The 23,542-nt window shown below is 66.0% G+C and carries 21 protein-coding genes; 14 read left to right on the top strand and 7 right to left on the bottom strand.

Annotation, left to right across the window (positions count from 1 at the left end):
• Positions 1–12 precede the first annotated feature (12 nt).
• From ACWIKC_RS05830 to pufC, 10 genes are all read left to right on the top strand, one after another.
• On the top strand, positions 13–1,161 hold the full coding sequence (locus ACWIKC_RS05830; RefSeq protein ID WP_454599175.1) for a methyltransferase: 1,149 nt from the start codon (positions 13–15) through the stop codon (positions 1,159–1,161).
• 118 nt (positions 1,162–1,279) lie between these two features.
• Positions 1,280–2,215 (top strand): chlorophyll synthesis pathway protein BchC, encoded by a 936-nt coding sequence (gene bchC / locus ACWIKC_RS05825; protein ID WP_454599174.1) that lies wholly within the window; start codon positions 1,280–1,282, stop codon positions 2,213–2,215.
• Positions 2,212–3,198: a chlorophyllide a reductase iron protein subunit X gene (locus tag ACWIKC_RS05820; RefSeq protein WP_454599173.1), complete on the top strand. Its 987-nt coding sequence runs from the start codon at positions 2,212–2,214 to the stop codon at positions 3,196–3,198. The genes bchC and ACWIKC_RS05820 overlap by 4 nt, the downstream gene beginning before the upstream one ends.
• A gap of 3 nt (positions 3,199–3,201) precedes the next feature.
• Positions 3,202–4,761, top strand: coding sequence for a chlorophyllide a reductase subunit Y (gene bchY, locus ACWIKC_RS05815; protein WP_454599172.1), 1,560 nt, complete (start codon positions 3,202–3,204; stop codon positions 4,759–4,761).
• Positions 4,758–6,203 carry a chlorophyllide a reductase subunit Z gene (gene bchZ, locus ACWIKC_RS05810; protein WP_454599171.1) on the top strand — a complete coding sequence of 482 codons (1,446 nt, stop codon included), beginning with the start codon at positions 4,758–4,760 and terminating at the stop codon, positions 6,201–6,203. The genes bchY and bchZ overlap by 4 nt, the downstream gene beginning before the upstream one ends.
• 114 nt (positions 6,204–6,317) lie before the next feature.
• Positions 6,318–6,473, top strand: coding sequence for a light-harvesting antenna LH1, beta subunit (gene pufB, locus ACWIKC_RS05805; protein WP_454599170.1), 156 nt, complete (start codon positions 6,318–6,320; stop codon positions 6,471–6,473).
• Between the two features lie 67 nt (positions 6,474–6,540).
• Positions 6,541–6,723 (top strand): light-harvesting antenna LH1, alpha subunit, encoded by a 183-nt coding sequence (gene pufA, locus ACWIKC_RS05800; RefSeq protein ID WP_454599169.1) that lies wholly within the window; start codon positions 6,541–6,543, stop codon positions 6,721–6,723.
• Between the two features lie 127 nt (positions 6,724–6,850).
• A complete protein-coding gene (pufL, locus tag ACWIKC_RS05795; protein WP_454599168.1) occupies positions 6,851–7,675 on the top strand; it encodes a photosynthetic reaction center subunit L in 825 nt (274 codons plus the stop codon).
• A gap of 14 nt (positions 7,676–7,689) precedes the next feature.
• Positions 7,690–8,664 carry a photosynthetic reaction center subunit M gene (gene pufM, locus ACWIKC_RS05790; RefSeq protein ID WP_454599167.1) on the top strand — a complete coding sequence of 325 codons (975 nt, stop codon included), beginning with the start codon at positions 7,690–7,692 and terminating at the stop codon, positions 8,662–8,664.
• Positions 8,661–9,728 (top strand): photosynthetic reaction center cytochrome PufC, encoded by a 1,068-nt coding sequence (pufC, locus tag ACWIKC_RS05785; RefSeq protein ID WP_454599166.1) that lies wholly within the window; start codon positions 8,661–8,663, stop codon positions 9,726–9,728. The genes pufM and pufC overlap by 4 nt, the downstream gene beginning before the upstream one ends.
• 33 nt (positions 9,729–9,761) lie before the next feature.
• Here the strand turns inward: pufC and ACWIKC_RS05780 are convergent, their stop codons facing one another.
• The 7 genes from ACWIKC_RS05780 to ACWIKC_RS05750 form a co-directional block, all read right to left on the bottom strand.
• Positions 9,762–10,043 carry a hypothetical protein gene (locus ACWIKC_RS05780; RefSeq protein ID WP_454599165.1) on the bottom strand — a complete coding sequence of 94 codons (282 nt, stop codon included), beginning with the start codon at positions 10,041–10,043 and terminating at the stop codon, positions 9,762–9,764.
• Positions 10,027–10,509, bottom strand: coding sequence for a TspO/MBR family protein (locus tag ACWIKC_RS05775; RefSeq protein WP_454599164.1), 483 nt, complete (start codon positions 10,507–10,509; stop codon positions 10,027–10,029). Before ACWIKC_RS05775 ends, ACWIKC_RS05780 begins: the two co-directional genes overlap by 17 nt.
• Complete coding sequence (locus ACWIKC_RS05770; protein WP_454599163.1) at positions 10,506–11,702, bottom strand: geranylgeranyl diphosphate reductase; 1,197 nt, start codon at positions 11,700–11,702, stop codon at positions 10,506–10,508. Before ACWIKC_RS05770 ends, ACWIKC_RS05775 begins: the two co-directional genes overlap by 4 nt.
• The gene (locus ACWIKC_RS05765; RefSeq protein WP_454599162.1) at positions 11,699–13,012 is read right to left on the bottom strand and encodes a BCD family MFS transporter; all 1,314 of its coding nucleotides are present in this window, start codon (positions 13,010–13,012) and stop codon (positions 11,699–11,701) included. Before ACWIKC_RS05765 ends, ACWIKC_RS05770 begins: the two co-directional genes overlap by 4 nt.
• Positions 13,009–13,914: a chlorophyll synthase ChlG gene (chlG, locus tag ACWIKC_RS05760; RefSeq protein ID WP_454599161.1), complete on the bottom strand. Its 906-nt coding sequence runs from the start codon at positions 13,912–13,914 to the stop codon at positions 13,009–13,011. The genes ACWIKC_RS05765 and chlG overlap by 4 nt, the downstream gene beginning before the upstream one ends.
• Positions 13,915–13,983: 69 nt before the next feature.
• A complete protein-coding gene (gene ppsR, locus ACWIKC_RS05755; RefSeq protein ID WP_454599160.1) occupies positions 13,984–15,405 on the bottom strand; it encodes a transcriptional regulator PpsR in 1,422 nt (473 codons plus the stop codon).
• 15 nt (positions 15,406–15,420) lie between these two features.
• Entirely contained in the window at positions 15,421–16,179 is a 759-nt protein-coding gene (locus ACWIKC_RS05750; protein ID WP_454599159.1) for a cobalamin B12-binding domain-containing protein, read from the bottom strand.
• A gap of 407 nt (positions 16,180–16,586) precedes the next feature.
• Between ACWIKC_RS05750 and bchF the strand changes: the two genes are divergently transcribed.
• Genes bchF through ACWIKC_RS05730 form a run of 4 tightly spaced genes read left to right on the top strand, consistent with a single transcriptional unit; the run spans position 16,587 to position 23,541 of the window.
• Positions 16,587–17,135: a 2-vinyl bacteriochlorophyllide hydratase gene (bchF, locus tag ACWIKC_RS05745; protein ID WP_454599158.1), complete on the top strand. Its 549-nt coding sequence runs from the start codon at positions 16,587–16,589 to the stop codon at positions 17,133–17,135.
• A complete protein-coding gene (locus tag ACWIKC_RS05740) occupies positions 17,132–18,412 on the top strand; it encodes a ferredoxin:protochlorophyllide reductase (ATP-dependent) subunit N (protein ID WP_454599157.1) in 1,281 nt (426 codons plus the stop codon). Before bchF ends, ACWIKC_RS05740 begins: the two co-directional genes overlap by 4 nt.
• Before the next feature lie 4 nt (positions 18,413–18,416).
• Entirely contained in the window at positions 18,417–19,967 is a 1,551-nt protein-coding gene (bchB, locus tag ACWIKC_RS05735; protein WP_454599156.1) for a ferredoxin:protochlorophyllide reductase (ATP-dependent) subunit B, read from the top strand.
• The gene (locus tag ACWIKC_RS05730; RefSeq protein WP_454599155.1) at positions 19,957–23,541 is read left to right on the top strand and encodes a magnesium chelatase subunit H; all 3,585 of its coding nucleotides are present in this window, start codon (positions 19,957–19,959) and stop codon (positions 23,539–23,541) included. Before bchB ends, ACWIKC_RS05730 begins: the two co-directional genes overlap by 11 nt.
• Position 23,542: the final 1 nt, after the last annotated feature.

Raw genomic sequence — 23,542 nt, 5'->3', positions numbered from 1 at the left:
ATGTTTTTGACAATGCAGTCCAACCCGCCTTCGCCACCGGGTTCCATCATCGCCCGGTGGAAGCGCGGCTGGATTGGCTGGCGAAACGGGATCATCGGTAATCCAGCATTCCAGCGCTGGGCGGCGGGCAATCCGCTGACCCGCCCGATCGCGCGGCGCAAGGCCGCGGGCCTGTTCGATCTCGTCGCCGGTTTCACCTACAGCCAGACGCTTTCGGCGGCGGTGGAGAGCGGGTTGATCGAACTGCTGGCCGAAGGGCCGGTGGGGGTGGCGGAGGTGGCCGAGATCTGCGGGCTGAGCGCCGAGGCGGCGGCGCTGCTGTTGCGGGCTTCCGCGGCGATCGATCTGGCGGAGGAGATCGCGCCGGGGCAGTGGATGCTCGGGCAGCAGGGAGCGGCATTGCGAGGCAACGCGGGGGTCCTGGCGATGATCCGGCACCATCGCCTGCTCTATGCCGACCTCGCCGATCCGCTCGCTGCGCTGAGGCGCAATCGCGCGGGAGCGACCGCGCTTTCGGACTTCTGGACCTATGCCGGCGAGCCCGATCCGCAGTCTCGCGACGATTGCAATACCGATGCCTATAGCCGGTTGATGGCGAGTTCGCAGACGATGGTCGCGGAGCAGGTTTTGGCCGCCTATCGCTTCGACAGGCACCGCTCGTTGCTCGATGTCGGCGGCGGCTATGGCGCGTTCGCCAGGGCGGTGGCGGCGGCGCACCCGGCTGTGAAACTGGGGATTTTCGACCTGCCCGATGTTATCCGGCGTCACTCGGGCGAACTCGCGTCGGCGAGCGGCGAAGGCCCCGCCCTGCACCCCGGCGACTTCTTCCGCGACCCGATCCCGACCGGATACGACTGCGTCTCGCTGGTCAGGATCCTGCACGACCATGACGATGCACCTGCAATGACCCTGCTATCCAAGATCCGCGAGTCGCTGGAGCCGGGAGCGGTGCTGGTCATCGCCGAACCGATGGCGGGGACTCGCGGTGCCCAGAAGATGGGCGACGCCTATTTCGGGTTTTATCTATGGGCCATGCGCACGGGCCGCCCAAGGCGAGCGGAGGAGATCGGCGATATGCTCGAGCGCGCGGGTTTCCGCGGCTGGCGGCAGGTCGCCACCGATCTTCCGGTGATAACTTCGTTGATTGTCGCCACAGCCTGACATTCTCATATGTCACTCTAGATTGACACTCATTGCTGTTCGTCTAAGGTGACACTGCAGCGAAGCAATTCTTGCTCCGGTGCCAGGTTAACCAACCAGCAAAGGATGGACCTGAGGGATGGATGCATTGGCTGTAATTGTGGACGCACCTCGGCGCCTGGCGCTGCGGACGCTGGCCCTGAACGATCCCGGCCCATCCGACGTCGTCATCGAAACCCAATGGAGCGGGATCAGCAGCGGCACCGAGAAGCTGTTGTGGACCGGCGAGATGCCGCGCTTCCCCGGAATGGGCTATCCGCTGGTGCCGGGCTATGAATCGGTCGGCCGAGTGGTCGATGCCGGGGCCGATGTCACTGGCAGGATCGGAGACTGGGTCTTCGTCCCCGGCGCCAATTGCTACACCGAGGCGCGCGGATTGTTCGGCGGCACCGCGCAGCGGCTGGTCGTCCCCTCCGCCCGCGCCTTCTCCATATCCGAATTGCTCGGGGTCGATGGCGTGTTGTTCGCACTTGCCGCCACCGCGCGCCACGCACTCGCCGCGGGCGACCCGCCAGACCTGATCGTCGGTCACGGCGTTCTCGGACGGCTGCTCGCGCGGCTCACCATCGCCACCGGCGCCCCGGCCCCCGTGGTGTGGGACAACCAGGCCTGCCGCCGCGAAGGTGCGCAGGGTTATGAGGTTATCGCCCCCAAGGACGACACGCGCCGCGATTACCGTGCGATCTACGACGTCAGCGGATATGCCGACGGGCTCGACACGCTGATCGGCAAGCTCGCCAAGGGCGGCGAGATCGTGCTCGCCGGCTTCTATGCCAGCCGGCTCAGTTTCGCCTTCGCCCCCGCGTTCCGCGCCGAAGCGCGGCTGCGGGTCGCGGCCGAATGGCAGCCCGAGGATCTCGCGGCGACCGGCGCGCTGATCGAGACGGGCGCGCTCGATCTTGGTGGGCTGATCTCGGATGTCCGCCCGGCAGAGGAGGCCAGGAAGGCCTATCCCACCGCGCTGACCGATCCGGAATGCTTAAAAATGGTTCTCGACTGGAGCGAATGCGCATGACGATGTTCGAGCAAGACATGGCGCTGCGCGAAGAAGCGGGGATCGAGCCCGACCCCGTGCACACCGGCGAGGTGACCAAGGAAACGCAGATCATCGCGATCTACGGCAAGGGCGGCTCGGGCAAGAGCTTCGCGCTCTCCAACCTCTCCTACATGATGGCGCAACAGGGCAAGCGCGTACTGCTGATCGGCTGCGACCCCAAGAGCGACACCACCAGCCTGCTGTTCGGCGGCAAGAGCTGCCCGACCATCATCGAGACCAGTTCGGCCAAGAAACTCGCAGGCGAGGAAGTCCGCATCGAGGATGTTTGCTTCCAGCGCGACGGAGTGTTCGCGATGGAGCTGGGCGGGCCCGAAGTCGGACGCGGTTGCGGCGGACGCGGGATCATCCACGGGTTCGAACTGCTCGAGAAGCTCGGCTTCCACGACTGGGGCTTCGACTACGTGCTGCTCGATTTCCTCGGCGATGTGGTCTGCGGCGGCTTCGGCCTGCCGATCGCGCGCGACATGTGCCAGAAGGTCATCGTCGTCGGCTCGAACGACATGCAGTCGCTCTACGTCGCCAACAATGTCTGCAAGGCGGTCGAATATTTCCGCAAGATGGGCGGCAATGTCGGCGTTGCGGGAATCCTGATCAACAAGGACGACGGCACCGGCGAGGCGCAGGCCTTTGCCGATGCGGTCGGCATTCCGGTCCTCACTGCGATCCCGGCGAACGAGGATATCCGCCGCAAATCGGCCAATTACCAGATCATCGGTCGCCCCGGCAGCGAATGGGGCAGCCTGTTCGAAGAGCTCGCGACCAATATCGACGGCGCGCCGCCGCTCCAGCCCAACCCGCTCGACCAGGACGGGCTGCTCGGGCTGTTTTCGCCCGAGGAGACCGGCGGCAATGTCCAGCTGGTCCCCGCGACGCAGGCCGACATGCGCGGCGGCAGTTACGAAATCCGGCCCTCGCTCGAGGTGGTTTATGACGAGGTCTGAGCAATGAACACGCTGGCAGCCCCCACGGAGCGACGACCCGACCGGCTCGATCTTGCGCCGGCCGAAGGCGAAGCGGCCAATTCCGGCAGTGGCTGCCATGGCGGTGCGGAGACGATGCGCGAAGCGGCCCGCGCCGCGGGCAAGGGCGAGATACTCGACCGCTATGCGGCGGATTATCCTGTCGAGCCCTCGCAGGGCCCGCACGACCAGCCGCAGAGCATGTGCCCCGCCTTCGGCTCGCTGCGGGTCGGATTGCGGATGCGGCGCACCGCCACCGTGCTCTCGGGCTCGGCCTGCTGCGTCTACGGCCTGACCTTCACCTCGCATTTCTACGGTGCGCGGCGCACCGTCGGCTATGTCCCCTTCAGTTCCGAGACCCTGGTTACAGGCAAATTGTTCGAGGACATCAAGGAAGCGGTCGAGGGTCTCGCCGATCCGGAAAAATACGACACCATCATCGTCACCAATCTGTGCGTCCCCACTGCCAGCGGCGTCCCGCTGCGGCTGCTCAAGGACGAGATCAACGGCGTTCGGATCATCGGCATCGATGTTCCCGGCTTCGGGATCCCGACCCATGCCGAGGCCAAGGACGTGCTGGCCGGCGCCATGCTCGCCTATGCGCGCAAAGAAGTGGAGGCGGGCCCCGTCGCCGCGCCGAAGATCCGCTCAGACCGGCCCACGGTGACGCTGCTGGGCGAGATGTTCCCCGCCGATCCGGTCGGCATCGGACAGATGCTAGAGCCACTCGGGCTGGCTGCCGGTCCAGTGGTTCCGACGCGAGAATGGCGCGAGCTCTATGGCGCGCTCGATTGCGCAGTCGTGGCGGCGATCCACCCTTTCTACACCGCCAGCGTGCGCGAGTTCGAACATGCCGGGCGCCCGGTGATCGGCTCCGCACCGGTGGGTGCGGATGGCACCGCCGCCTGGCTCGAGGCGATCGGCGAGACCTGCGGCATCGCGCGCGACAAGGTGGATGCCACCAAGGACCGCTTCGTCGCCGCGATCCGCGGTGCGCTGGCGGCCAGTCCGGTCGCGGGGCGGATCACCGTCTCGGGATACGAGGGTTCGGAACTGCTGGTGGCGCGGCTGCTGGTCGAAAGCGGCGCGGATGTGCCCTATGTCGGCACCGCCTGCCCCCGGACGCGCTGGTCCGATCCCGACCGCGAATGGCTGGAAGCCAGGGGCGTGCGGATCCAGTACCGCGCCAGCCTCGAACAGGACATTGCCGCGGTCGAGGAATTCGGGCCCGATCTCGCGATCGGCACAACCCCGGTGGTGCAGCACGCCAAGCAGCGCGCCATCCCTTCGCTCTATTTCACCAACCTCATTTCCGCCCGTCCGCTGATGGGGCCCGCGGGTGCGGGCAGCCTGGCGCAGGTGGTCAACACCGCGATGGCCAACAAGGACCGGATGGACCGGATGAGCGCCTTCTTCGAAGGCGTCGGCACCGAGCACGGCGCAGGGATCTGGGAAGACACCCCGCAGGACCGGCCGCTGTTCAAGAAGAAATACGCCGCATTGAACGAGGCGGCGCGCAAGGCGGCCGAGGCGGTGGGGACATGACCCTCGTCCTCGATCACGACAGGGCCGGCGGCTATTGGGGCGCGGTCTATGTCTTCACCGCCGTTAAGGGGCTGCAGGTGATCATCGACGGCCCGGTGGGCTGCGAGAACCTGCCCGTCACCTCGGTGTTGCATTACACCGACGGGCTCCCGCCGCACGAATTGCCGATCGTGGTCACCGGGCTCGGCGAGGAAGAGCTCGGCAAGACCGGCACCGAAGGCGCGATGAAGCGCGCCTGGAAGACGCTCGATCCCGAATTGCCCGCGGTCGTAGTCACCGGTTCGATCGCCGAGATGATCGGCGGCGGGGTGACCCCCGAGGGCACCAACATCAAGCGCTTCCTCCCGCGCACCATCGACGAGGACCAGTGGCAATGCGCCGACCGCGCGCTGAGCTGGTTGTGGACCGAATTCGGCCCCAAGAAGATGCCTGCCGCCAAGCCGGTGAAGGACGGGGCGAAGCCCAAGGTCAACATCATCGGCCCCGCCTATGGCATGTTCAACATGGCGAGCGATCTGGCCGAGATCCGTCGGCTGATCGAGGGCATCGGTGCGGACGTCAACATGGCCTTCCCGCTCGGCAGCCATCTCGCCGATGTCCGCCGGCTCGCAGATGCGCAGGCCAACGTCTGCCTCTATCGCGAGTTCGGTCGCAATCTGTGCGAACTGCTCGAGCGGCCCTATTTCCAGGCTCCGGTCGGGCTCGACAGCACCACGCTGTTCCTGCGCGCGCTGGGGGAGGAACTGGGGCTCGATCCCGAGCCCTTCATCACCCGCGAAAAGCACACGACGATCAAGCCGCTGTGGGACCTGTGGCGCTCGGTCACGCAGGATTTCTTCGGCACCGCCAGCTTCGGCATCGTCGCCAACGAGACCTACGCCCGCGGGATCCGCAAATTCCTCGAGGACGACATGGGCCTGCCCTGCAGCTTCGCCTTCTCGCGCAGCGCCGGGGTCAAGCCCGACAACGCCGCGGTGCGCGCCGCGATCCATTCCGCGCCGCCACTGGTGGTGTTCGGCAGCTACAACGAGCGGATGTACATGGCCGAGGCCGGCGGGCGCGGAATCTACATCCCCGCCAGCTTTCCCGGCGCGGCGATCCGCCGCCACACCGGGACGCCCTTCATGGGCTATTCGGGCGCGACCTATCTGATGCAGGAATTGTGCAACGCGCTGTTCGATGCGCTGTTTCACATCCTCCCGCTCGCCACCCAGCTCGACGAGGTCGACCCGACGCCGGCGCGGCTGCAGCCCGAGCTGCAGTGGGACGACGACGCCAAGGCCCGGCTCGACAACCTCATCGAGGCGCAGCCGGTGCTGGTCCGCATTTCCGCCGCCAAGCGCTACCGCGATGCCGCCGAGCGCGCCACGCGTCGCGCCGGCGAGACCCGAGTGACTCAGGACCGCCTGGCCGACGCGCTGCTCGAAGGGCAGCCCGCGTGAGCCGCCGCATTCAGATCGCCCGCATGCCGGGCCAAGCCATCCTCGTGGGGACCCCTGCGCGGACACCGGAGGTATTTCGCCTCTCGCACACCAAGCAGAACTGGAGACAGGGCTATGACTGATCCCGAAGATCGTCTCGGGCTGAGGACCTACCTCACACCCGAGGAAGCGAAGGAATTCCACAAGCTGTTCATGGGCGGCTTCCTCGGTTTCACCGCCGTGGCCGTGATCGCGCACATCCTCGTGTGGATGTGGAGGCCGTGGCTCTGAACCGATAGCGCACTCCGCGGCGCAGCCCGTCGCGGGACCTGACAATCTTGCACAAGGAAACAGGACCATGTGGAGAATTTGGCTTATTTTCGATCCGCGCAGGGCACTCGTCGCCCTGTTCGTCTTCCTCTTCGTGCTGGCGCTGGTGATTCACTTCATCCTGCTCAGCACCGATACCTTCAACTGGCTCGACGGCCCCAACTCGGCGCAGGGCGCCGCGATGGCGACCGCCGCGCCTCCGGCAACCTGACGACGGCCTGTGCGAGAGGCGGCGGCGCAACGTCGCCGCCTCGAGAGCGCACAGACGGGCACAGGGCCCGGGGTTCGATGTCGGTCAACATGATGGCCGCCGCACTGCGGCGGTGGAGGATAGGGCTATGGCGCTCCTGAGTTTCGAGCGGAAATATCGCGTGCGCGGGGGGACGCTGATCGGCGGGGATCTGTTCGATTTCTGGGTCGGCCCCTTCTACGTCGGCTTCTTCGGAGTGGTCACCGCGATCTTTGCCTCGCTGGGCACCGCGCTCATCTTCTACGCTGCCTCGCAGGGACCGACCTGGAACCCCTGGCTGATCTCGATCGAACCACCGGATCTGGTCCACGGGCTCGGTTTCGCACCGTTGAGCGAAGGCGGGTTCTGGCAGGTGATCACGGTCTGCGCGATCATCTCCTTCGGCTCGTGGGCGCTGAGGCAGGTGGAAATCTGCCGCAAGCTGGGGATGGCCTATCACGTCCCAATCGCCTTTGGCTTCGCGATCTTCGCCTATGTTTCGCTGGTGGTGATCCGCCCGGTGATGCTGGGCGGCTGGCATTTCGGCTTTCCCTACGGGATATTCAGCCATTTGGACTGGGTTTCCAACACTGGCTACCAATACCTCCATTTCCACTACAATCCGGCACATATGCTGGCGGTGTCGTTCTTCTTCACCACCACCTTCGCGCTTGCGCTGCACGGCTCGCTGGTGCTCTCGGCGGTCAATCCCGCCAAGGGCGAGGATGTGAAGAGCCCCGAATATGAAGACACCTTCTTCCGCGATTTGATCGGCTATTCGATCGGCACGCTGGGGATCCACCGGCTCGGCCTGCTGCTGGCGCTCAACGCCGGCTTCTGGAGCGCCATTTGCATCATCATCTCCGGCCCGCTGTGGACCAAGGGTTGGCCGGAATGGTGGACCTGGTGGCTCAATCTGCCGATCTGGTCCTGAGGGGGAACGCAACCATGGCCCGCTATCAGAACATCTTCACCCAGGTACAGCTGCGCAGCGCCCCCGAAATGGGCGTCCCGCTGCCGGTCGGCGAAGAACCGCGCATCCGCGCTACCACCTTCAACCACTGGCTGGGACTCGTCGGCCAGGCGCAGATCGGCCCGGTCTATCTTGGCTGGACCGGGGTCGCCGCGCTCATCTGCGGCTTCCTCGCCTTCGAGATCATCGGGCTCAACATGCTTGCCTCGGTCGGCTGGGACCCGATCCAGTTCGTCCGCCAGCTCCCGTGGCTGGCGCTTGAGCCTCCCGGACCCGAATATGGCTTCGATCCGTTCGTCCCGCTGGCCGAGGGCGGCTGGTGGATCATGGCCGGCTTCTTCCTGACCACCTCGATCATGCTGTGGTGGGTGCGGACCTACCGCCGGGCGCGCGCACTGGGAATGGGGACACATGTCGCCTGGGCCTTCCTCGCGGCGATCTGGCTCTATCTGGTGCTCGGCTTCATCCGTCCGGCCTTCATGGGCTCCTGGGCCGAAGCGGTGCCGTTCGGTATCTTCCCGCATCTCGACTGGACCGCGGCCTTCTCGATCCGCTACGGCAATCTGTTCTACAACCCGTTCCACGCGCTCTCGATCGCCTTCCTCTACGGCTCGACGCTGCTGTTCGCGATGCACGGGGCGACCATCCTCGCGGTCGGGCGCTACGGCGGCGAGCGCGAGATCGAGCAGATCACCGATCGCGGCACCGCCTCGGAACGCGCGGCGCTGTTCTGGCGCTGGACCATGGGCTTCAACGCGACGATGGAATCGATCCATCGCTGGGCCTGGTGGTTCGCGGTGCTGACCACGCTGACCGGCGGGATCGGCATCCTGCTGACCGGGACGGTTGTCGACAATTGGTACCTCTGGGCGCAGCAACACCAGTTCGCGCCTGCCTACCCCGATACCGGGGTCGTCGATCCCGCGGGCATCAGGAGTGTCGGAGAATGAAACCTTTCGTAACCGTGACGCTCGCCGGAATCTCGATGCTGGCGCTGGTCGCCTGCGAACTGGGCCCCAAGGAATCCTACCAGAACGGCTATCGCGGGACCGGCATGAACACCATCATGGTCAAGGCCTCCGAGGTGAAGGACGAAGTCCCCGCCCCGCCCTATGATCCGCCCGGCACCGCCGGACCGCGAGCGAGCGAGGTCTATGAGAATGTCGAAGTCCTCGGCGATGTCTCGGTCGACCAGTTCAATTACACCATGGCCGCGATCACCGCCTGGGTGGCGCCCGAGGAAGGCTGCGCCTATTGCCACGATCCGGCGAACATGGCGTCTGAAGTGAAATACACCAAGGCGGTCTCACGCCGGATGCTCGAGATGACGCGCGAGCTCAACCAGGACTGGACCAACCACGTCGGCAACACCGGGGTGACCTGCTGGACCTGCCATCGCGGGCAGCCGGTGCCCAACGAGTATTGGACACTTCCCGAGGACGCCGCGCATCAGGGCATCGTTCGCAACAAGAACGGCCAGAACGATCCGGTATCGAATTCGGCCTATTCCTCGCTGCCCAATGCGGCGGTGGCGCGCTACCTACTGGGCGGGCCCTTGCCACAGACGGCGCGGGTCATTTCCGAAGGCACCTTCCCGAGCCCGGCGAACACCACCAGTACGATGGAGACCGAGCAAACCTATGCGATCATGATGCACATCTCGCAGGCGCTCGGGGTCAATTGCACCTATTGCCACAATGCGCAGTCGTTCCAGTCGTGGGAAAACAGCAACCCGTTCCGCGAGACCGCCTATTACGGGCTCGACATGGTCCGCCAGATCAATTTCGGCTACATCACGCCGCTCGCCGATGTCTTCCCAGCCAACCGCAAGGGCGCCATGGGCGATCCCTTCAAGGTGAACTGCACCACCTGTCATAGGGGCCAGAACAAGCCGCTGGGCGGTGCCAAGATGGCGTGGGATTACCCTGCTCTGATGCCGACGATGTTCTCGGCTGCGGTGCGGCAGGCCGATGCTCGCGTAGCCAGAGAAAACATCGGGGCCGCCGCCGAATAGGCGGCCCGTCGCAAAGCTCTCAACGCGAAGTTCTCAGGCCTGGCGCGCCTTGCGGCGGGCCAGATCGAGCAGATGGACCGGAAGCGACAGCGCCAGCGGCAGTGCGATCCAGGGCCAGTCCGCACCAGTCAGCGCCGCGCGCAGACCGAGCAGCATCAGGGCTGCGGGGACCAACATGGCCAGCGCATCGACCGGCGACCATCCGCGCCGCAACAAGACGATAAGTTCAACCGCCAGCACGGCGAGCACGAAGTCGACCGCATGACCGCTGGCGAAGAACTGCTCCATCACCCGCTGTTCAGCCAAAGGGTCCATTGAGCTGGACGATCTGCCAGTTGAGCGCCGCGGCGATGGTTACCCAGACCAGATAGGGCAGCAGCAGCGCCCCGGCGAGTTTCGAGTGACGCCCGCAATAGACCACCAGCGCCAGGATCGAGAGCCACAGCCCGATCACCTCGATGAAAGCCCAGTCGGGTCGCTGCATCCGGAAGAACAGCAGGCTCCACAGCAGGTTGAGAAAGCCGTTGAGCGCGAACAGCCCGACGATCGTGTCGGAAATCTTGTCGGTGGGGGCCGCGCGCCAGGCGCTGACTGCGGCGATCGCCGCCAGCGCCAGGATGGTGGTCCAGGCTATCGGGAAAACCGGGCGCGGGGGGGTCCAGTCAGGCTTGGCGAGGCCTTCGTACCAGGGCCCCAGATGGGTGATCGTCCCCCCAATCATCGCGACCACGACCGCTGCCAGCCCGGCGATGGCGATCGGCATAATCCAGCTGCGGCTCATTGCGCAGCCGGCCTCAGCCCCAGAAGATGCGCGGTGTCCTTGAGGAATATCTTCAGATGCGCCAGCGGTTTGGCGCGGACGAGCCGCTTGTTCATATAGGCCTGCCAGGTCAATTCCTGCACGTCCGGGTCGGCGCACATATCGACGAAGCGTTCGCGGCGCTTGTCGCTCGAATACCAGAAATACTGCATCATCCCGAGGACCCAGAACACCTTGCCGTGCTCGCGCATGAAGGCGCGGCGGGCGCGGCGCAGCGTGGCCGGGGCCCCGCTGGCGATGAAGGCCCCTGCCGCTTCTGCGACGAGTCGTCCGCTGGTCATGGCGTAATAAATCCCTTCCCCCGAGGCGGGCGCGACCACGCCGGCGGCGTCGCCGGTGACGATGACATCGCGGCCATTGTCCCAGCGCTTGAGCGGTTTGAGCGGGATCGGCGCGCCCTCGGAGCGAACGGTCTCGCATTCGGTGAGGCCCAGATCGCCGCGCATGGTCTTGACCGCACCGCGCAAGGAGAAGCCCTTGTTGGCGCTCCCCACCCCGATGCTGGCGGTTTCGCCATGCGGGAACACCCAGGCGTAGAAATCGGGCGAGAGCTTGCCCTGATAGAAGACGTCGCAACGGTTGGCGTCGAAACCGTCGCTGGAGTGTTCAGGCGAGCGGATGATCTCATGATAGGCGAAGACGCAGGGCATTCGCTCGGCGCCGGCGATTTCCTGCTTGGCGACCGCCGAGCGCGCGCCATCGGCGCCGATCACCACCCGCGTGCGGATTGTGCGCAAGGGACCGTCGCGAGTCTCGCGATAGGTAACCTGCGGACCCGCCTTGTCGTCGCGCTCGATCGATTCGAACGTGCCTTTGCGGCGCGTCGCCCCGGCATCGGAGGCGCGCACGCGCAGCCATTCGTCGAACTGATCGCGATCGACCATTCCGACAAAGCCGATCTCGCCCACCGGCATGTCGACCGCGCGAGCCGATGGCGCGATCATTCGCGCCGAACGCGCGCGCGCCACCAGCAGGCTCTCGGGAATCGCGAAATCCTCGAGCAGTCGGGGCGGAACCGCTCCTCCGCAGGGCTTGATCCGCCCACCGCGATCGAGCAGCAGGACTGTGTGCCCGGCAGTCGCCAGATCGCAGGCCGCGGTGGCCCCCGCCGGCCCGCCGCCCACAACCACGGCGTCGTAGAATTCCTCGATCATGTCGGCACAACTCCCGAAAAACGCGGCGATTTCTGCGCAGCAACGCGCAGCGCGAGGGCAGCGGCGAGCACAAACAACGCAGCCTCGATAGCGAAGATCAGCTGGAAGGCGGCGGCGTCCTGACCCTGCGCATTGCGCGCGACATCGACCCCAAGTGCGCCCACCAGCCCGCCGAGCCCGAAAGCGATCGCCTGCGATGCGCCCCACACGCCCATGCGCACGCCCTCGCGCGTCCGCCGACCCGCGCCCGCTAGCCCCATCATCGCGCCGATCGCGGCCACCGCGAACAGTCCGTTGAAGAAACCCAGCGCAAAAACATTGGCGGTGAGCGGCCAGCCTGGCCCCGCCTGCGCCCCGATCGCCAGCGCCGCGAGCGCCAGCGCCGATCCGAGGCAGCCGATGGCAATCCAGCTGCGCAATTCGCCGGGCATCCGCCCCGCAAAGCCGCTCCCGCCGACCCCGGCGACCACCATCCCGATCAGCACGCCGCCATGCTGCATCCCGGCGAGGCTGGTCGATTCGCCGGGGGTCATATCGAAGACCAACCCGGCGAAGGGTTCGAGGATCAGATCCTGCATCGAATAGGCGAGCATCGAGACGAAGATGAACAGGGTGAAGGCGCGCGCGGTGCGCTCGGTCAGTATCTCGGCAATGGCCTCACGAAACTGGGGAACGGGCTCGGTGTGCGAGGGCGCCGCCGGCATCGCCTGGCGCTCGAGCCGGAACACCGCCAGCGCGGTGACCAGCAGCGCCGCGCCGACCACCCCGCTCGCCACCAGCGCGAGGCGCGCGGGCGAATAGGGGTCGAGCAGCGCGCCCGCAGCACTCGCGGAGATCACGATGCCCGCCACCATCATGATCCAGGTTGTCGCCGCGGCGGCTGCGCGCCGCTCGGGAGCGACTCCGGATGCCAGCAGCGCCAGCATCGATGTCCCCGCCGCGCCGACACCGCCGCCGATCATGGTGAAGGCGAGCACTGCCAGCAGCATTCCGCCTAGGGGCGCACTCGAAAGCAATACAGTCGCGTTGACCGCCGCGAGGGCGCCCACCCCCAGCATCGCCATACCGCCGAGGATCCACGGCGTGCGCTGGCGCCCGAGGTCCGAACCCTGCCCCCAGACCGGGCGCAGCAACTGGACCGCGTAGTGCCAGGCAACCAGCCCGGCGGGGATCGCCGCGGCGAGCCCGTATTCGACCACCATCAGCCGGTTGAGCAGCGAGGTCGCGAGCATCACGATGGCTCCGATCGAGGCCTGTACCGCACCCAGGCGGACAATTGCGACCCAACCGAATCCGCACGCCGCGATCATCCCAGATGCCCTCCGAGACCAAGCGCGGCGGCTAGCATCCCAAGAACATAGAGCGTCACGCCGCGCGCAGCATACCAGGGCGCGCGAGTCGCGGGGTCGGAGATGAGCCTCGGCATCAGCGCCAGCTGCGCCACCAGCAGGACACTCACCGCGATCGCAGAAATGGTCATCTGCCAGTGAAACAGCAGCGCGATCACCGCCGCCTGCGCCAGCACCATAACCGCGCAGGCGAACCGCGCCGCCGGCACCACGCCGAGCGTCACCGGGAGCGAGCGGATCCCGGTCTGGGTGTCGCCCTCCACCGCCTTGAAATCGTTTAGTGTCATGATGCCATGCGCGCCCACACTGTAGAGCACGAGGATGAGCAGGATTTCACCCCGCGGCAGCGCGCCCGCCATCACGCTGGCACCGGTGAACCAGGTGAGCCCCTCATAGGTCAACGCGACCACCGCAGGTCCGGTCCAGCCGCTTGCCTTGAGGCGAAGCGGCGGCGCGCTGTAAATCCAGGCGCAGATCAGCCCGAGCGTGGTCGCCGCCAGAACCCAGGGACCAACCGCCCAGGCGACGAGCAGCGACAGCAGCGTCCCGGCGATCGCGATTCGCAAGCCCCAATTGCCTGCAATCCGCCCCGAGGGGATCGGCCGGTCGGGTTCGTTGATGGCGTCGACATGGCGGTCGAACCAGTCGTTGACCGCCTGGCTGGTCCCGCAAACCAGCGGACCGGTCAGCGCGATTCCCGCGATCAGGAACAGCCAGCGCCCGTCTAGCGGCAGGCCGGACGAAACCACCCCGCACATGAAGGCCCACATTGGCGGAAACCAGGTGATCGGCTTGAGAAGTTCGACGATGTCGCGGGGTGCGGGAAGTGCCGCCTGATCGGTCGAGACAGCAGATCGCGCCATGGATCGAAGGCTATGCCTGACGCCCTATCGCGTCAAATGTTTTTGACACTTATCCGGTGGAAGCGCTCGTTACTCGGTCTCGCTGACCAGATTTCCCAGCCCGTAGCGGTGGAGTTTCGAGTACAGGCTCTGCCTGCTCAGCCCGAGAATTTCGGCCGCCGAAGCGCGGTTGTCCGAGGTGTAGGACAGCGCCGCCTCGATGCACAGCCGCTCGATCAGATCGGTGCTTTCGCGGACGATATCCTTGAGCGACATCTGCCCGACCAGTTCGGACAATTGCTCGACCGAACGCGGCAGATCCTCCGTCGAAGGAGGCAGGTTGCGCATCCGGCGGCCGATCGTGCGAATCACGAAGCCGGTGTGCGGCGAGCTCTCGCCGGTCTGGACGGCCGAGAGTTCGACCGCCTCGCCCTTCGAGCTGTCGCCAGCCCCAACCACGGTCGCGACATTGCGGGCAAAACCGTGTTTCGCAAGCTGCGCCTCGATCAGCTCGAGATCGATACCCGGGCGGCCGATGAATTCGCCCAGCGAGCGCCCGCGAATCTGGTCGATGCTGGCCGCGCCGACCAGTTCGACGAAGGCTAGATTCGCAGCGACGATGCCGCGAGCGCCATCGGCGAGGACGAAGGCGTCGGGCATGCCCTCGAGTACTGCGAGCGAGGCGCTGCTTTCAGGCGCGTGCGGCTGATTGTCCAAAGCCAGCCGCATCATCAGGAACTGGCCGCCGTGCTGGCGAAAACCGGTGGCCGAGACGCTAACTTCCGCGCCGCCTTCGGCCACCTGCGCGGTAACGGGCGAAACCGAACCTGCGGTCAGCGCCGAGCCGAGATAACCGATGAGCCGCTCGCGATCGGCACGATCGAACAACCCGAGCAGCTTGACCCCCTCGAGGCTGCCCGGTTTGGCGCCGAGCACGCGGTGCGCCGCAGCGTTGGCCTCCTTGATGCGATGGCCGTCGGCGGCCACGATCAGGACGGGTTCGGAGGACAGATCGAACAGGAGTCGATAGCGCGATTCGATCCGGCGCATCCGCAGATAATCGCGCTCGAGAGCCTGCTGCGCCTGGAGCAGCCGCTGCTGGATCACCACCGATTCGCGAACGTCGCGCCCCAGCGCGATGTGGCGACCGCCCTCGCCGATCGGGACGACCACATATCTGACAGGCATTTCGCCATCCTGGCCGATATGATTGACCTGCCGCCAGTGCTGGGTCTGTTGCCGGCGGGCGCCGGTCAGCATTTCCATGACCTTGTGTTTGCTGTCCTCGCTCACCGTGTCGAGCCAGTTGCGTCCGGTCCATTCGGAAACGCCCGGGAAGGCCTCGCTGTTGGCGGAGGTATCGAGAATTTTGCCGCTGTCGTCGATAATCAGCGTGATATCGCCAGCGACCATCGCAAGCCGCATAGCGGTCTCGGAATCGAGCGCGCCGAATGTGTCCCCGGAATCGTCGAAGGGGGCCCTGCCTTCAATACTGTGCTTGCGAGTAAGCAAGAGCTTCTCCGGACTTCAGACGCAACCAAGCGAAAATCTCGTCGAGGTTACCAGCCGCTGGGCGAGTGCCAGCGCCGATCGGGCATCGGATGCCGTCCCGTCCGCACCAACCAAAGCCACGAGGCCTGGTTCCGCATTGACCATGGGGCCGCCGATGATGACCCGTGTCTCCGCATTGGGAGACACGGCACGAATTACCGAGATAAGCTCGGCGACGGTGCCGGTAGGACTTTCGCAACTGAGGGTCAATCCCACCAGATCGAGGCTCCGTTCAGCAACAATCGCCAGCAATTCCTTCCGCTCGGGTTTGAAAAGAACCTCGCTCTGCCAACCCGACCGGGCAAAGATCTCCTCAACCATCAACGCACCGAAACTGTGGTTGTCGCCCGGCATGGGGGTAAACAGCACCGAGGGCGCTGCGGAGAAGAAGCGCACCAGGCTGGGCGAGCGCAGCGCGATTTCGCGCATCACTTCCTGCAGCCGCCACAGACCCATGGTGACATCGACGAAATCGCATTCGTCGTCTTCCCACATTTCGCCAAGACGGCGTGCGGATGGCGCGAGCAGATCGACCATGATCGATTCCACGCTGACCCCCCGGTTGAGGAATATCTCGACCTCGGCGAGCAATTCGTCCGCTTCGAGTTCGAGCGGGCGAATAGAAAACCGCTCCGCCTCGCCGGCTTCGAACCCACCTCCAGGAGGGCCGGATTCGAGCTCGCGACCGGCTATATCTTGGGCATGGTGATGGGCATCGCCATGGGCCAGCAGCAATCTTGGAATGATCTCGGCCTCGACCAGACCGCCAAGCGATATCGTACTTCTCGGAGGGTACCCTGAACTGTCCAAAACCGGTCGGCGAAGTTGACTTCGCGGTCCAGAATTCGGTCCGGATTGCCCCATGTGCAGCGCAGGCACGCTGCGTTCCTTACCCCTAGCCATCCAGGACTCTCCCAGCCTGGAACCGGCGCGGATCGCGTCGAGTCCGGAACGGTTGGCCCTATCGAGTCTCAATGCCCGGACAGTGCGAGCGTAAACACAAGGCGAGTGCAAAGCAAACCGCTAAATTGGATCGAAGGTGGATGAAAGGTTGTAAACTGAAATTGTCGTCAAGATAGATTGACACCTGCTGGCAGGGAAGCTTAACCTGCTTTCAATCCAGCGGAGGAAAAACGCTCGAGATGGTAGGGGATCGAACATATCCCGCGATCGGCGCCACAGGCTCCGGAGCGGGCCCAGGCTCCGGAGCGGGAAAGAGGCCCAAGGCGCTCTACACCGACGCAGAGCGGAAACGGCGTGACGCATCGCGCTGGACGCTGGTCCAGGGCCTGCTCGCCCCGCTGCAATTCCTCGTGTTCCTGATCAGCCTTGCGCTGCTGTTGCGCTACCTCGCGACGGGTGCAGGAGCCGGTGCAGCCGATGCCTCGATCGTAGTCAAGACGCTGCTGCTCTACACCATCATGATCACCGGCTCGATCTGGGAAAAGGTAGTCTTCGGCCGCTGGCTCTTCGCCGAGGCGTTTTTCTGGGAAGATGTCTTTTCGATGCTCGTGCTGGCGCTGCACACTGCCTATCTGGTGATGCTGTTCGGCGGGCTCGGCACGGTGGAACAGCGGATGCTGGTCGCGCTGGCGGGCTATGCCTCCTACGTCGTCAACGCCGGGCAATTCCTGCTAAAGCTGAGGGCCGCCCGGCTCGAAGCCAATAGTCTCACGGCGACAACGGCATGACCGCGGCGGCGTCCTCGATCACGAGCGGCGCCAGCCGCGCCCCGGTGCTGCGTGAACGCGGCCAGCGTGAGGTTTTCTGCGGGCTCACCGGTATCGTCTGGCTGCACCGCAAGATGCAGGATGCATTCTTCCTCGTCGTCGGCTCGCGCACCTGTGCGCATCTGCTGCAATCCGCCGCGGGGGTGATGATTTTCGCCGAACCGCGTTTCGCCACCGCGATCATCGAGGAACGCGACCTCGCCGGGATGGTCGATTGCCAGGACGAGCTCAACCGGGTGGTCGACCGCCTGCTCGAGCGGCGCCCGGAAATCCGCACGCTGTTCCTTGTCGGCTCCTGCCCGTCCGAGGTCATCAAGCTCGACCTTGCCAAGGCCGCGCAGCGGCTCGGCGCCAAGCATACGCCACGGGTCCGTATCCTCAACTATTCGGGCAGCGGGATCGAGACAACCTTCACCGAGGGCGAGGACGCCTGCCTCGCCTCGCTGGTACCCGAGATGCCCGCGCTCGAATTCGGCTCGCCCACCCAGTTGCTGCTGGTCGGCGCGCTGCCCGACATCGTCGAGGACCAGTTCCTGCGGCTGTTCGCCGAGCTCGGGATCGAGCGGGTCGGGGTTTTGCCCGCGCGCAATCTCGCCGATTTGCCCGCAGTGGGTCCCGATACGCGCTTCCTGCTCGCCCAGCCCTTCCTCACGGAAACCGCGCTGGCGCTGGTCGACCGTGGCGCGCAGCGGCTCGATGCGCTGTTTCCCTTCGGCGCCGAAGGCACGACCGACTGGCTGCACGCCGCAGCGCAGGCATTCGACGTAGACGAGATGCATTTCAACCGCGTGGTCGCCCCGGGGCGCGAGCGGGCCAAGCGCGCGATCCAGCACAGCCGCGAGCGGCTGGAAGGCAAGCGGATCAGCTTCCTCCCCGATTCGCAGCTCGAAGTTCCGCTGGCGCGGTTCCTTTCGAACGAGCTGGGCATGGTCCCGGTCGAGGTCGGAACGCCCTATCTGCACCGCGAGCACAACGCCAGGGAGCTGGCGCTGCTGCCCGATACGGTGCGGCTGAGCGAAGGGCAGGACGTCGACCGCCAGCTCGACCGGCTGCGCACCGACAAGCCCGACCTCACCGTCTGCGGGCTTGGCCTCGCCAACCCGCTCGAGGCCGAGGGCTTCGCGACCAAATGGTCGATCGAACTGGTATTCTCACCCATCCATGGCTTCGAGCAGGCGGGCGATCTCGCCGAGCTCTTCGCCCGACCGCTGCGGCGGCGCGACATGCTGAAGGTCTAGCGCGATGCAGCTCTCCGTCTGGACCTACGAAGGCCCCCCGCATGTCGGCGCGATGCGCGTCGCGACCGCGATGGAAGGGATGCATTACATTCTCCATGCGCCGCAGGGAGACACCTATGCCGACCTGCTGTTCACCATGATCGAGCGGCGCGGCAAACGCCCGCCGGTGACCTACACCACCTTCCAGGCCCGCGATCTGGGTAAGGACACCGCGCAGTTGTTCCAGGACGCGGCGCGTGATGCGATCGCCCGTTTCAATCCGCAGGCAATCATGGTCGGCGCTTCCTGCACAGCCGAGCTGATCCAGGACGACCCGGCTGGTCTCTCCGAGGCGATGCAGCTCGATTGCCCGGTCATCCCGCTCGAACTCCCCAGCTACCAGCGCAAAGAGAACTGGGGTGCAGCGGAGACCTTCTACCAGGTGGTGCGCCGCCTAGCCGACCAGGCCATCCGTCCTCGCGGAGAGACGCGCAAGCTCGCCAATATCCTCGGCCCGGCAGCGCTGGGCTTCCGCCACCGCGACGATCTGGTCGAGGTCCGCAAGCTGCTCGAGGCGCTGGGCGTCGAGGTGAATTGCGTCGCCCCGCTGGGCGCCTCGCCCGCCGACATCGCCCGCATCGGCGCGGCGGATTTCAATGTCGTGCTCTACCCCGAGATCGGTAGCGAGGCGGCTCGGTGGCTGGAAAAAACCTTCGCCCAGCCCGCGGTGCGCAGCGTGCCGATCGGCGTGGGCGCGACGCGCGAATTCATCGCCGAGGTCGCCGCGCTCGCGGGTACTGACCCCGCCGCGGCGCTGGGCGATAATTCATCGCGGATGCCGTGGTGGAGCCGCTCGGTCGATTCGACCTATCTTACCGGCAAGAGGGTGTTCGTCTTCGGCGATGCCACCCATGCCGTCGCCGCCGCGCGGATCGCGCAGGAGGAACTCGGCTTCGAGGTCTGCGGGCTGGGCTGCTACAACCGCGAATTCGCCCGCGAACTGCGCGAAGCTGCGGCGCTCTACGGCGTCGAGCCGCTGATTACCGACGACCATCTTGCGGTCGAGGAAGCCATCGCCGCAGCCTCGCCCGAACTGGTGCTCGGCACACAAATGGAAAGGCACATCGCCAAGCGACTGGGCCTGCCCTGTGCTGTAATCTCGGCTCCGGTCCACGTCCAGGATTTCCCCGCGCGCCATTCGCCTCAGATGGGGTTCGAGGGCGCCAATGTGATCTTCGACAGCTGGGTCCATCCGCTGGTGATGGGTCTGGAAGAGCACCTGCTGACCATGTTCCGCGAGGACTTCGAATTCTCCGACGGCGCGGGCGCTTCGCATCTGCACACGCAGGCGCCCTCCCACTCGCCGGCCTCCTCCCCTGCCCCCGAGTCGATCGTCGCCAATGATGCCGAGCCCGGTTCGCTGTGGACCGCCGAGGCCGAGCGCGAGCTCAAGAAAATCCCCTTCTTCGTACGCGGCAAGGCCCGCCGCAACACGGAACTCTATGCCGCCGAGCAGGGCCGAGACGCCATCGATCTAGCCACGCTCTACGATGCAAAGGCCCATCATGCCCGCTAACTCACGCCCCCAGGTTCGTGTCGTTATCGTGACGCTCGACAACCACCTCAAGGCCGCGGCCGAGATGGCCGATGCCGAACTGAGCCGCGACAATATCCACCTCACACTCCACGCGGCGGCGGACTGGGACCGCGATGCCGGCGCGCTCGACCGCGCGAAGCGGGCGGTGGCGGAAGCGGATATCGTCATCGCCACCATGCTGTTTCTCGACGACCATGTCCGCGCGATCCTGCCCACGCTCGAGGCGCGCCGCGAGAGCTGCGACGCTATGCTGTGCATGATGTCGGCAGGCGAAGTCGTCCGGATGACGCGGCTGGGCAATTACCGCATGGATGCGCCATCGCGCGGGCCGCTGGCGCTGCTCAAGAAGCTGCGCGGCTCGAACAAGCAGGGAGCGAGCTCGGGCGCGGGGCAGATGAAGATGCTGCGCCGCCTGCCCAAGATCCTGCGCTTCATCCCCGGTACCGCGCAGGATGTGCGCGCCTATTTCCTCACCCTGCAATATTGGCTCGCCGGGTCGGAAGCCAATGTGGTGGCGATGGTCCGCAAGCTGGTCGATCGCTACGCGGCGGGCGAACGGCTGACCCGGCGCGGGATGACCCCGGCCGCGGAACCGGTCGAATACCCCGAAATCGGCGTCTATCACCCGCGAACCGAGCAGAAGATTTCCGAGAGCCTGCGGCTGCTTCCGCGCAAGCCCGGTCCCAACGGCACCGTCGGGTTGATCCTGCTGCGCTCCTACCTGCTCGGCAAGGATACCGGCCATTACGACGGCGCGATCGTCGCGCTGGAGGCGCAGGGGCTCAAGGTCCTACCGGTCTTCGCCAGTGGACTCGACGCGCGCCCGGCGATCGAGAAATTCTTCGTCAAAGACGGGCGGGTACAGGTCGACGCGATCGTGAACCTCACCGGTTTCTCGCTTGTTGGCGGACCGGCCTATAACGACTCCGAGGCTGCCGTCGCGGCGCTCGCGCTGCTCGACGTGCCCTATATCGCCGCCCATCCCCTGGAGTTCCAGTCGCTCGAGGAATGGGGCGCGCGGCGGCAGGGCCTGCTGCCGCTCGAAGCCACAATGATGGTCGCCATCCCCGAGCTCGACGGGGCGATCCTGCCGACCGTGTTCGGCGGTCGCTCCAACGCCTCGGGCGAGCCTTGCGTGGGCTGCGCGCGCCGCTGCACCTTCGAGGCTACCGGCGCGGTGCGCGCGATGCACAGCTGCCCCGAACGCGCCGAGGCGCTTGCCGCCAAGGTCGGACGCCTGGTCGCGCTGCGCCGTGCCGACCGCGCCGAACGCAAGCTTGCGATCGCGCTGTTCAACTTCCCGCCCAACGCCGGCGCGACCGGCACCGCAGCCTTCCTTGCAGTGTGGGAATCTCTCCATGCCACGCTCAAACGGCTGGCGCTCGACGGCTACACGCTCGACGTGCCCGAAAGCGTCGATGCACTGCGCGAGGCGGTGCTGACGGGCAATGCCGAACGCTATGGCTCCGAGGCCAATGTCGCGGCGCGCATCCCAGCCGACGATCACGTCCGCCGCGAGCCGCATCTGGCGGCAATCGAGGCACAATGGGGCCCCGCGCCGGGCAAGGTCCAGAGCGACGGCTCGCATATCCACGTGCTCGGGCTGCAGCTGGGCAATGTCTTCATCGGCATCCAGCCGACCTTCGGCTACGAGGGCGACCCGATGCGGCTGCTGTTCGACGGCGATTTCGCCCCGACCCACGCCTTCTCGGCCTTCTATCGCTGGCTGCGCGAGGATTTCGGTGCCGATGCCGTCCTCCATTTCGGCACCCATGGGGCGCTCGAATTCATGCCTGGCAAGCAGTCGGGCCTGTCGGGCGATTGCTGGCCCGAGCGGCTGCTTGGCGATCTGCCCAATTACTATCTGTACGCGTCGAACAACCCGTCCGAGGGCATCCTTGCCAAGCGCCGCTCGGGCGCGACGCTGGTGAGCTATCTCACTCCTTCGCTGACCAAGGCCGGTCTCTACCGCGGCTTCGCCGAATTGAAGGTCAGCGTCGAACGCTGGCGGCTCCTTCCCGAGGGCGAGGAGCGCGACGCGCTGACCGCACTGATCCATGAACAATGCGCCACGCTCGACATCGCGCCGACCGAAATCGGCGACCTGACCGAGCAGCTTTACGAGCTCGAGCGCACGCTCATCCCGCACGGGCTCCACGTCCTCGGCCAGGGGCCTGCCGGCGAGGAACGCGCCGAACTGATCGAGGCGATGGCCAAAGCCGACCCCGACGCCGACACCGCCGCACTCGATGCCGCCTTCGACTCCTGCGACGAAATCGGCGCGCTGGTCCATGCGCTCGACGGTTGCTACGTCAGCCCTGCGCCGGGCGGCGATATCCTCGCCAACCCCGCGGTCCTTCCGACCGGGCGCAACATCCACGGCTTCGACCCCTTCCGTATCCCCAGCCGGTTCGCCTGCGAACTGGGGCGAACGCAGGCCGAGGGGTTGATCGCGCGCCATGTCGCCAGCGGCCAGCCCTTCCCCCACAGCCTCGCGATGGTGCTGTGGGGCACCGACAACATGAAGAGCGAAGGCGTCCAGATCGCGCAGGCGCTGACGCTGATCGGCGCGCGCCCGCGGCTCGACAGCTACGGGCGTTTGGCAGGCGCCGAACTGATCCCGCTCGCCGAACTCGGTCGCCCGCGCGTTGATGTGGTGATGACGCTTTCGGGCATCTTCCGCGACCTGCTGCCGATGCAGACGCGGATGCTAGCCGAGGCTTCGCTGCTGGCGGCGCAGGCCGACGAGCCGCTCGAGCTCAATTTCGTCCGCAAGCACAGCCTGGCGCATAGCGAGGCGCATGGCTGCGATCTCGAAACCGCGGCGCTGCGGGTCTTCTCCAACGCCGAGGGCGCCTACGGTGCCAACGTCAACCTGCTGATCGAGGGCGGCGTCTGGGCCGATCCCGACGAGCTCGCCAATTCCTTCGAAGTCCAGAAGGGCTATGCCTATGGCGTCAACGGCCCGCCGGTGCAGCAGCGCGCCATGCTCCGCAGCGCGCTGGCCGAAGTCGAATTCACCTATCAGAACCTCGAAAGCGTAGAGGTCGGGATCACCGATCTGGACCAGTACGTCGATGGGCTCGGAGGCGTCAGCCGCTCGGTCGCGAGGGCTCGCGGCAAGGATGCGCCGGTCTATATCCTCGACGCGACGCAGGGCCCCGCCCGCGTCCGCACGCTGGCAGAACAGATCGATCTGGAAACCCGCACCCGCACGCTCAACCCCAAATGGTTCGAGGGCATGCTGCGCCACGGCTACGAAGGCGTCCGCCAGATCGAAGGCCATGTCACCAACACCATGGGCTGGTCGGCCACCACCGGCCAGGTCGCGCCCTGGGTCTATCAGCGGATCAGCGAGACCTTCGTGCTCGACCCCGAAATGCGCGACCGGCTCGCCGCGCTCAATCCGAAGAGCTCGGCGCGGGTGGCCAATCGCCTGCTCGAAGCCTGCGAACGCAAGCTCTGGGAACCCGACGAAGCAACGCTCGAAGCGCTGCGCGAAGCAAGCGACGAACTCGAAGACCGCCTCGAAGGCGTGATCGCAGCCGAATAAA

Source organism: Qipengyuania sp. SM2507, assembly GCF_053714505.1.
The sequence above is the reverse complement of the archived record's forward strand: the minus strand, read 5'-3'. Positions and strand labels throughout refer to the sequence as shown.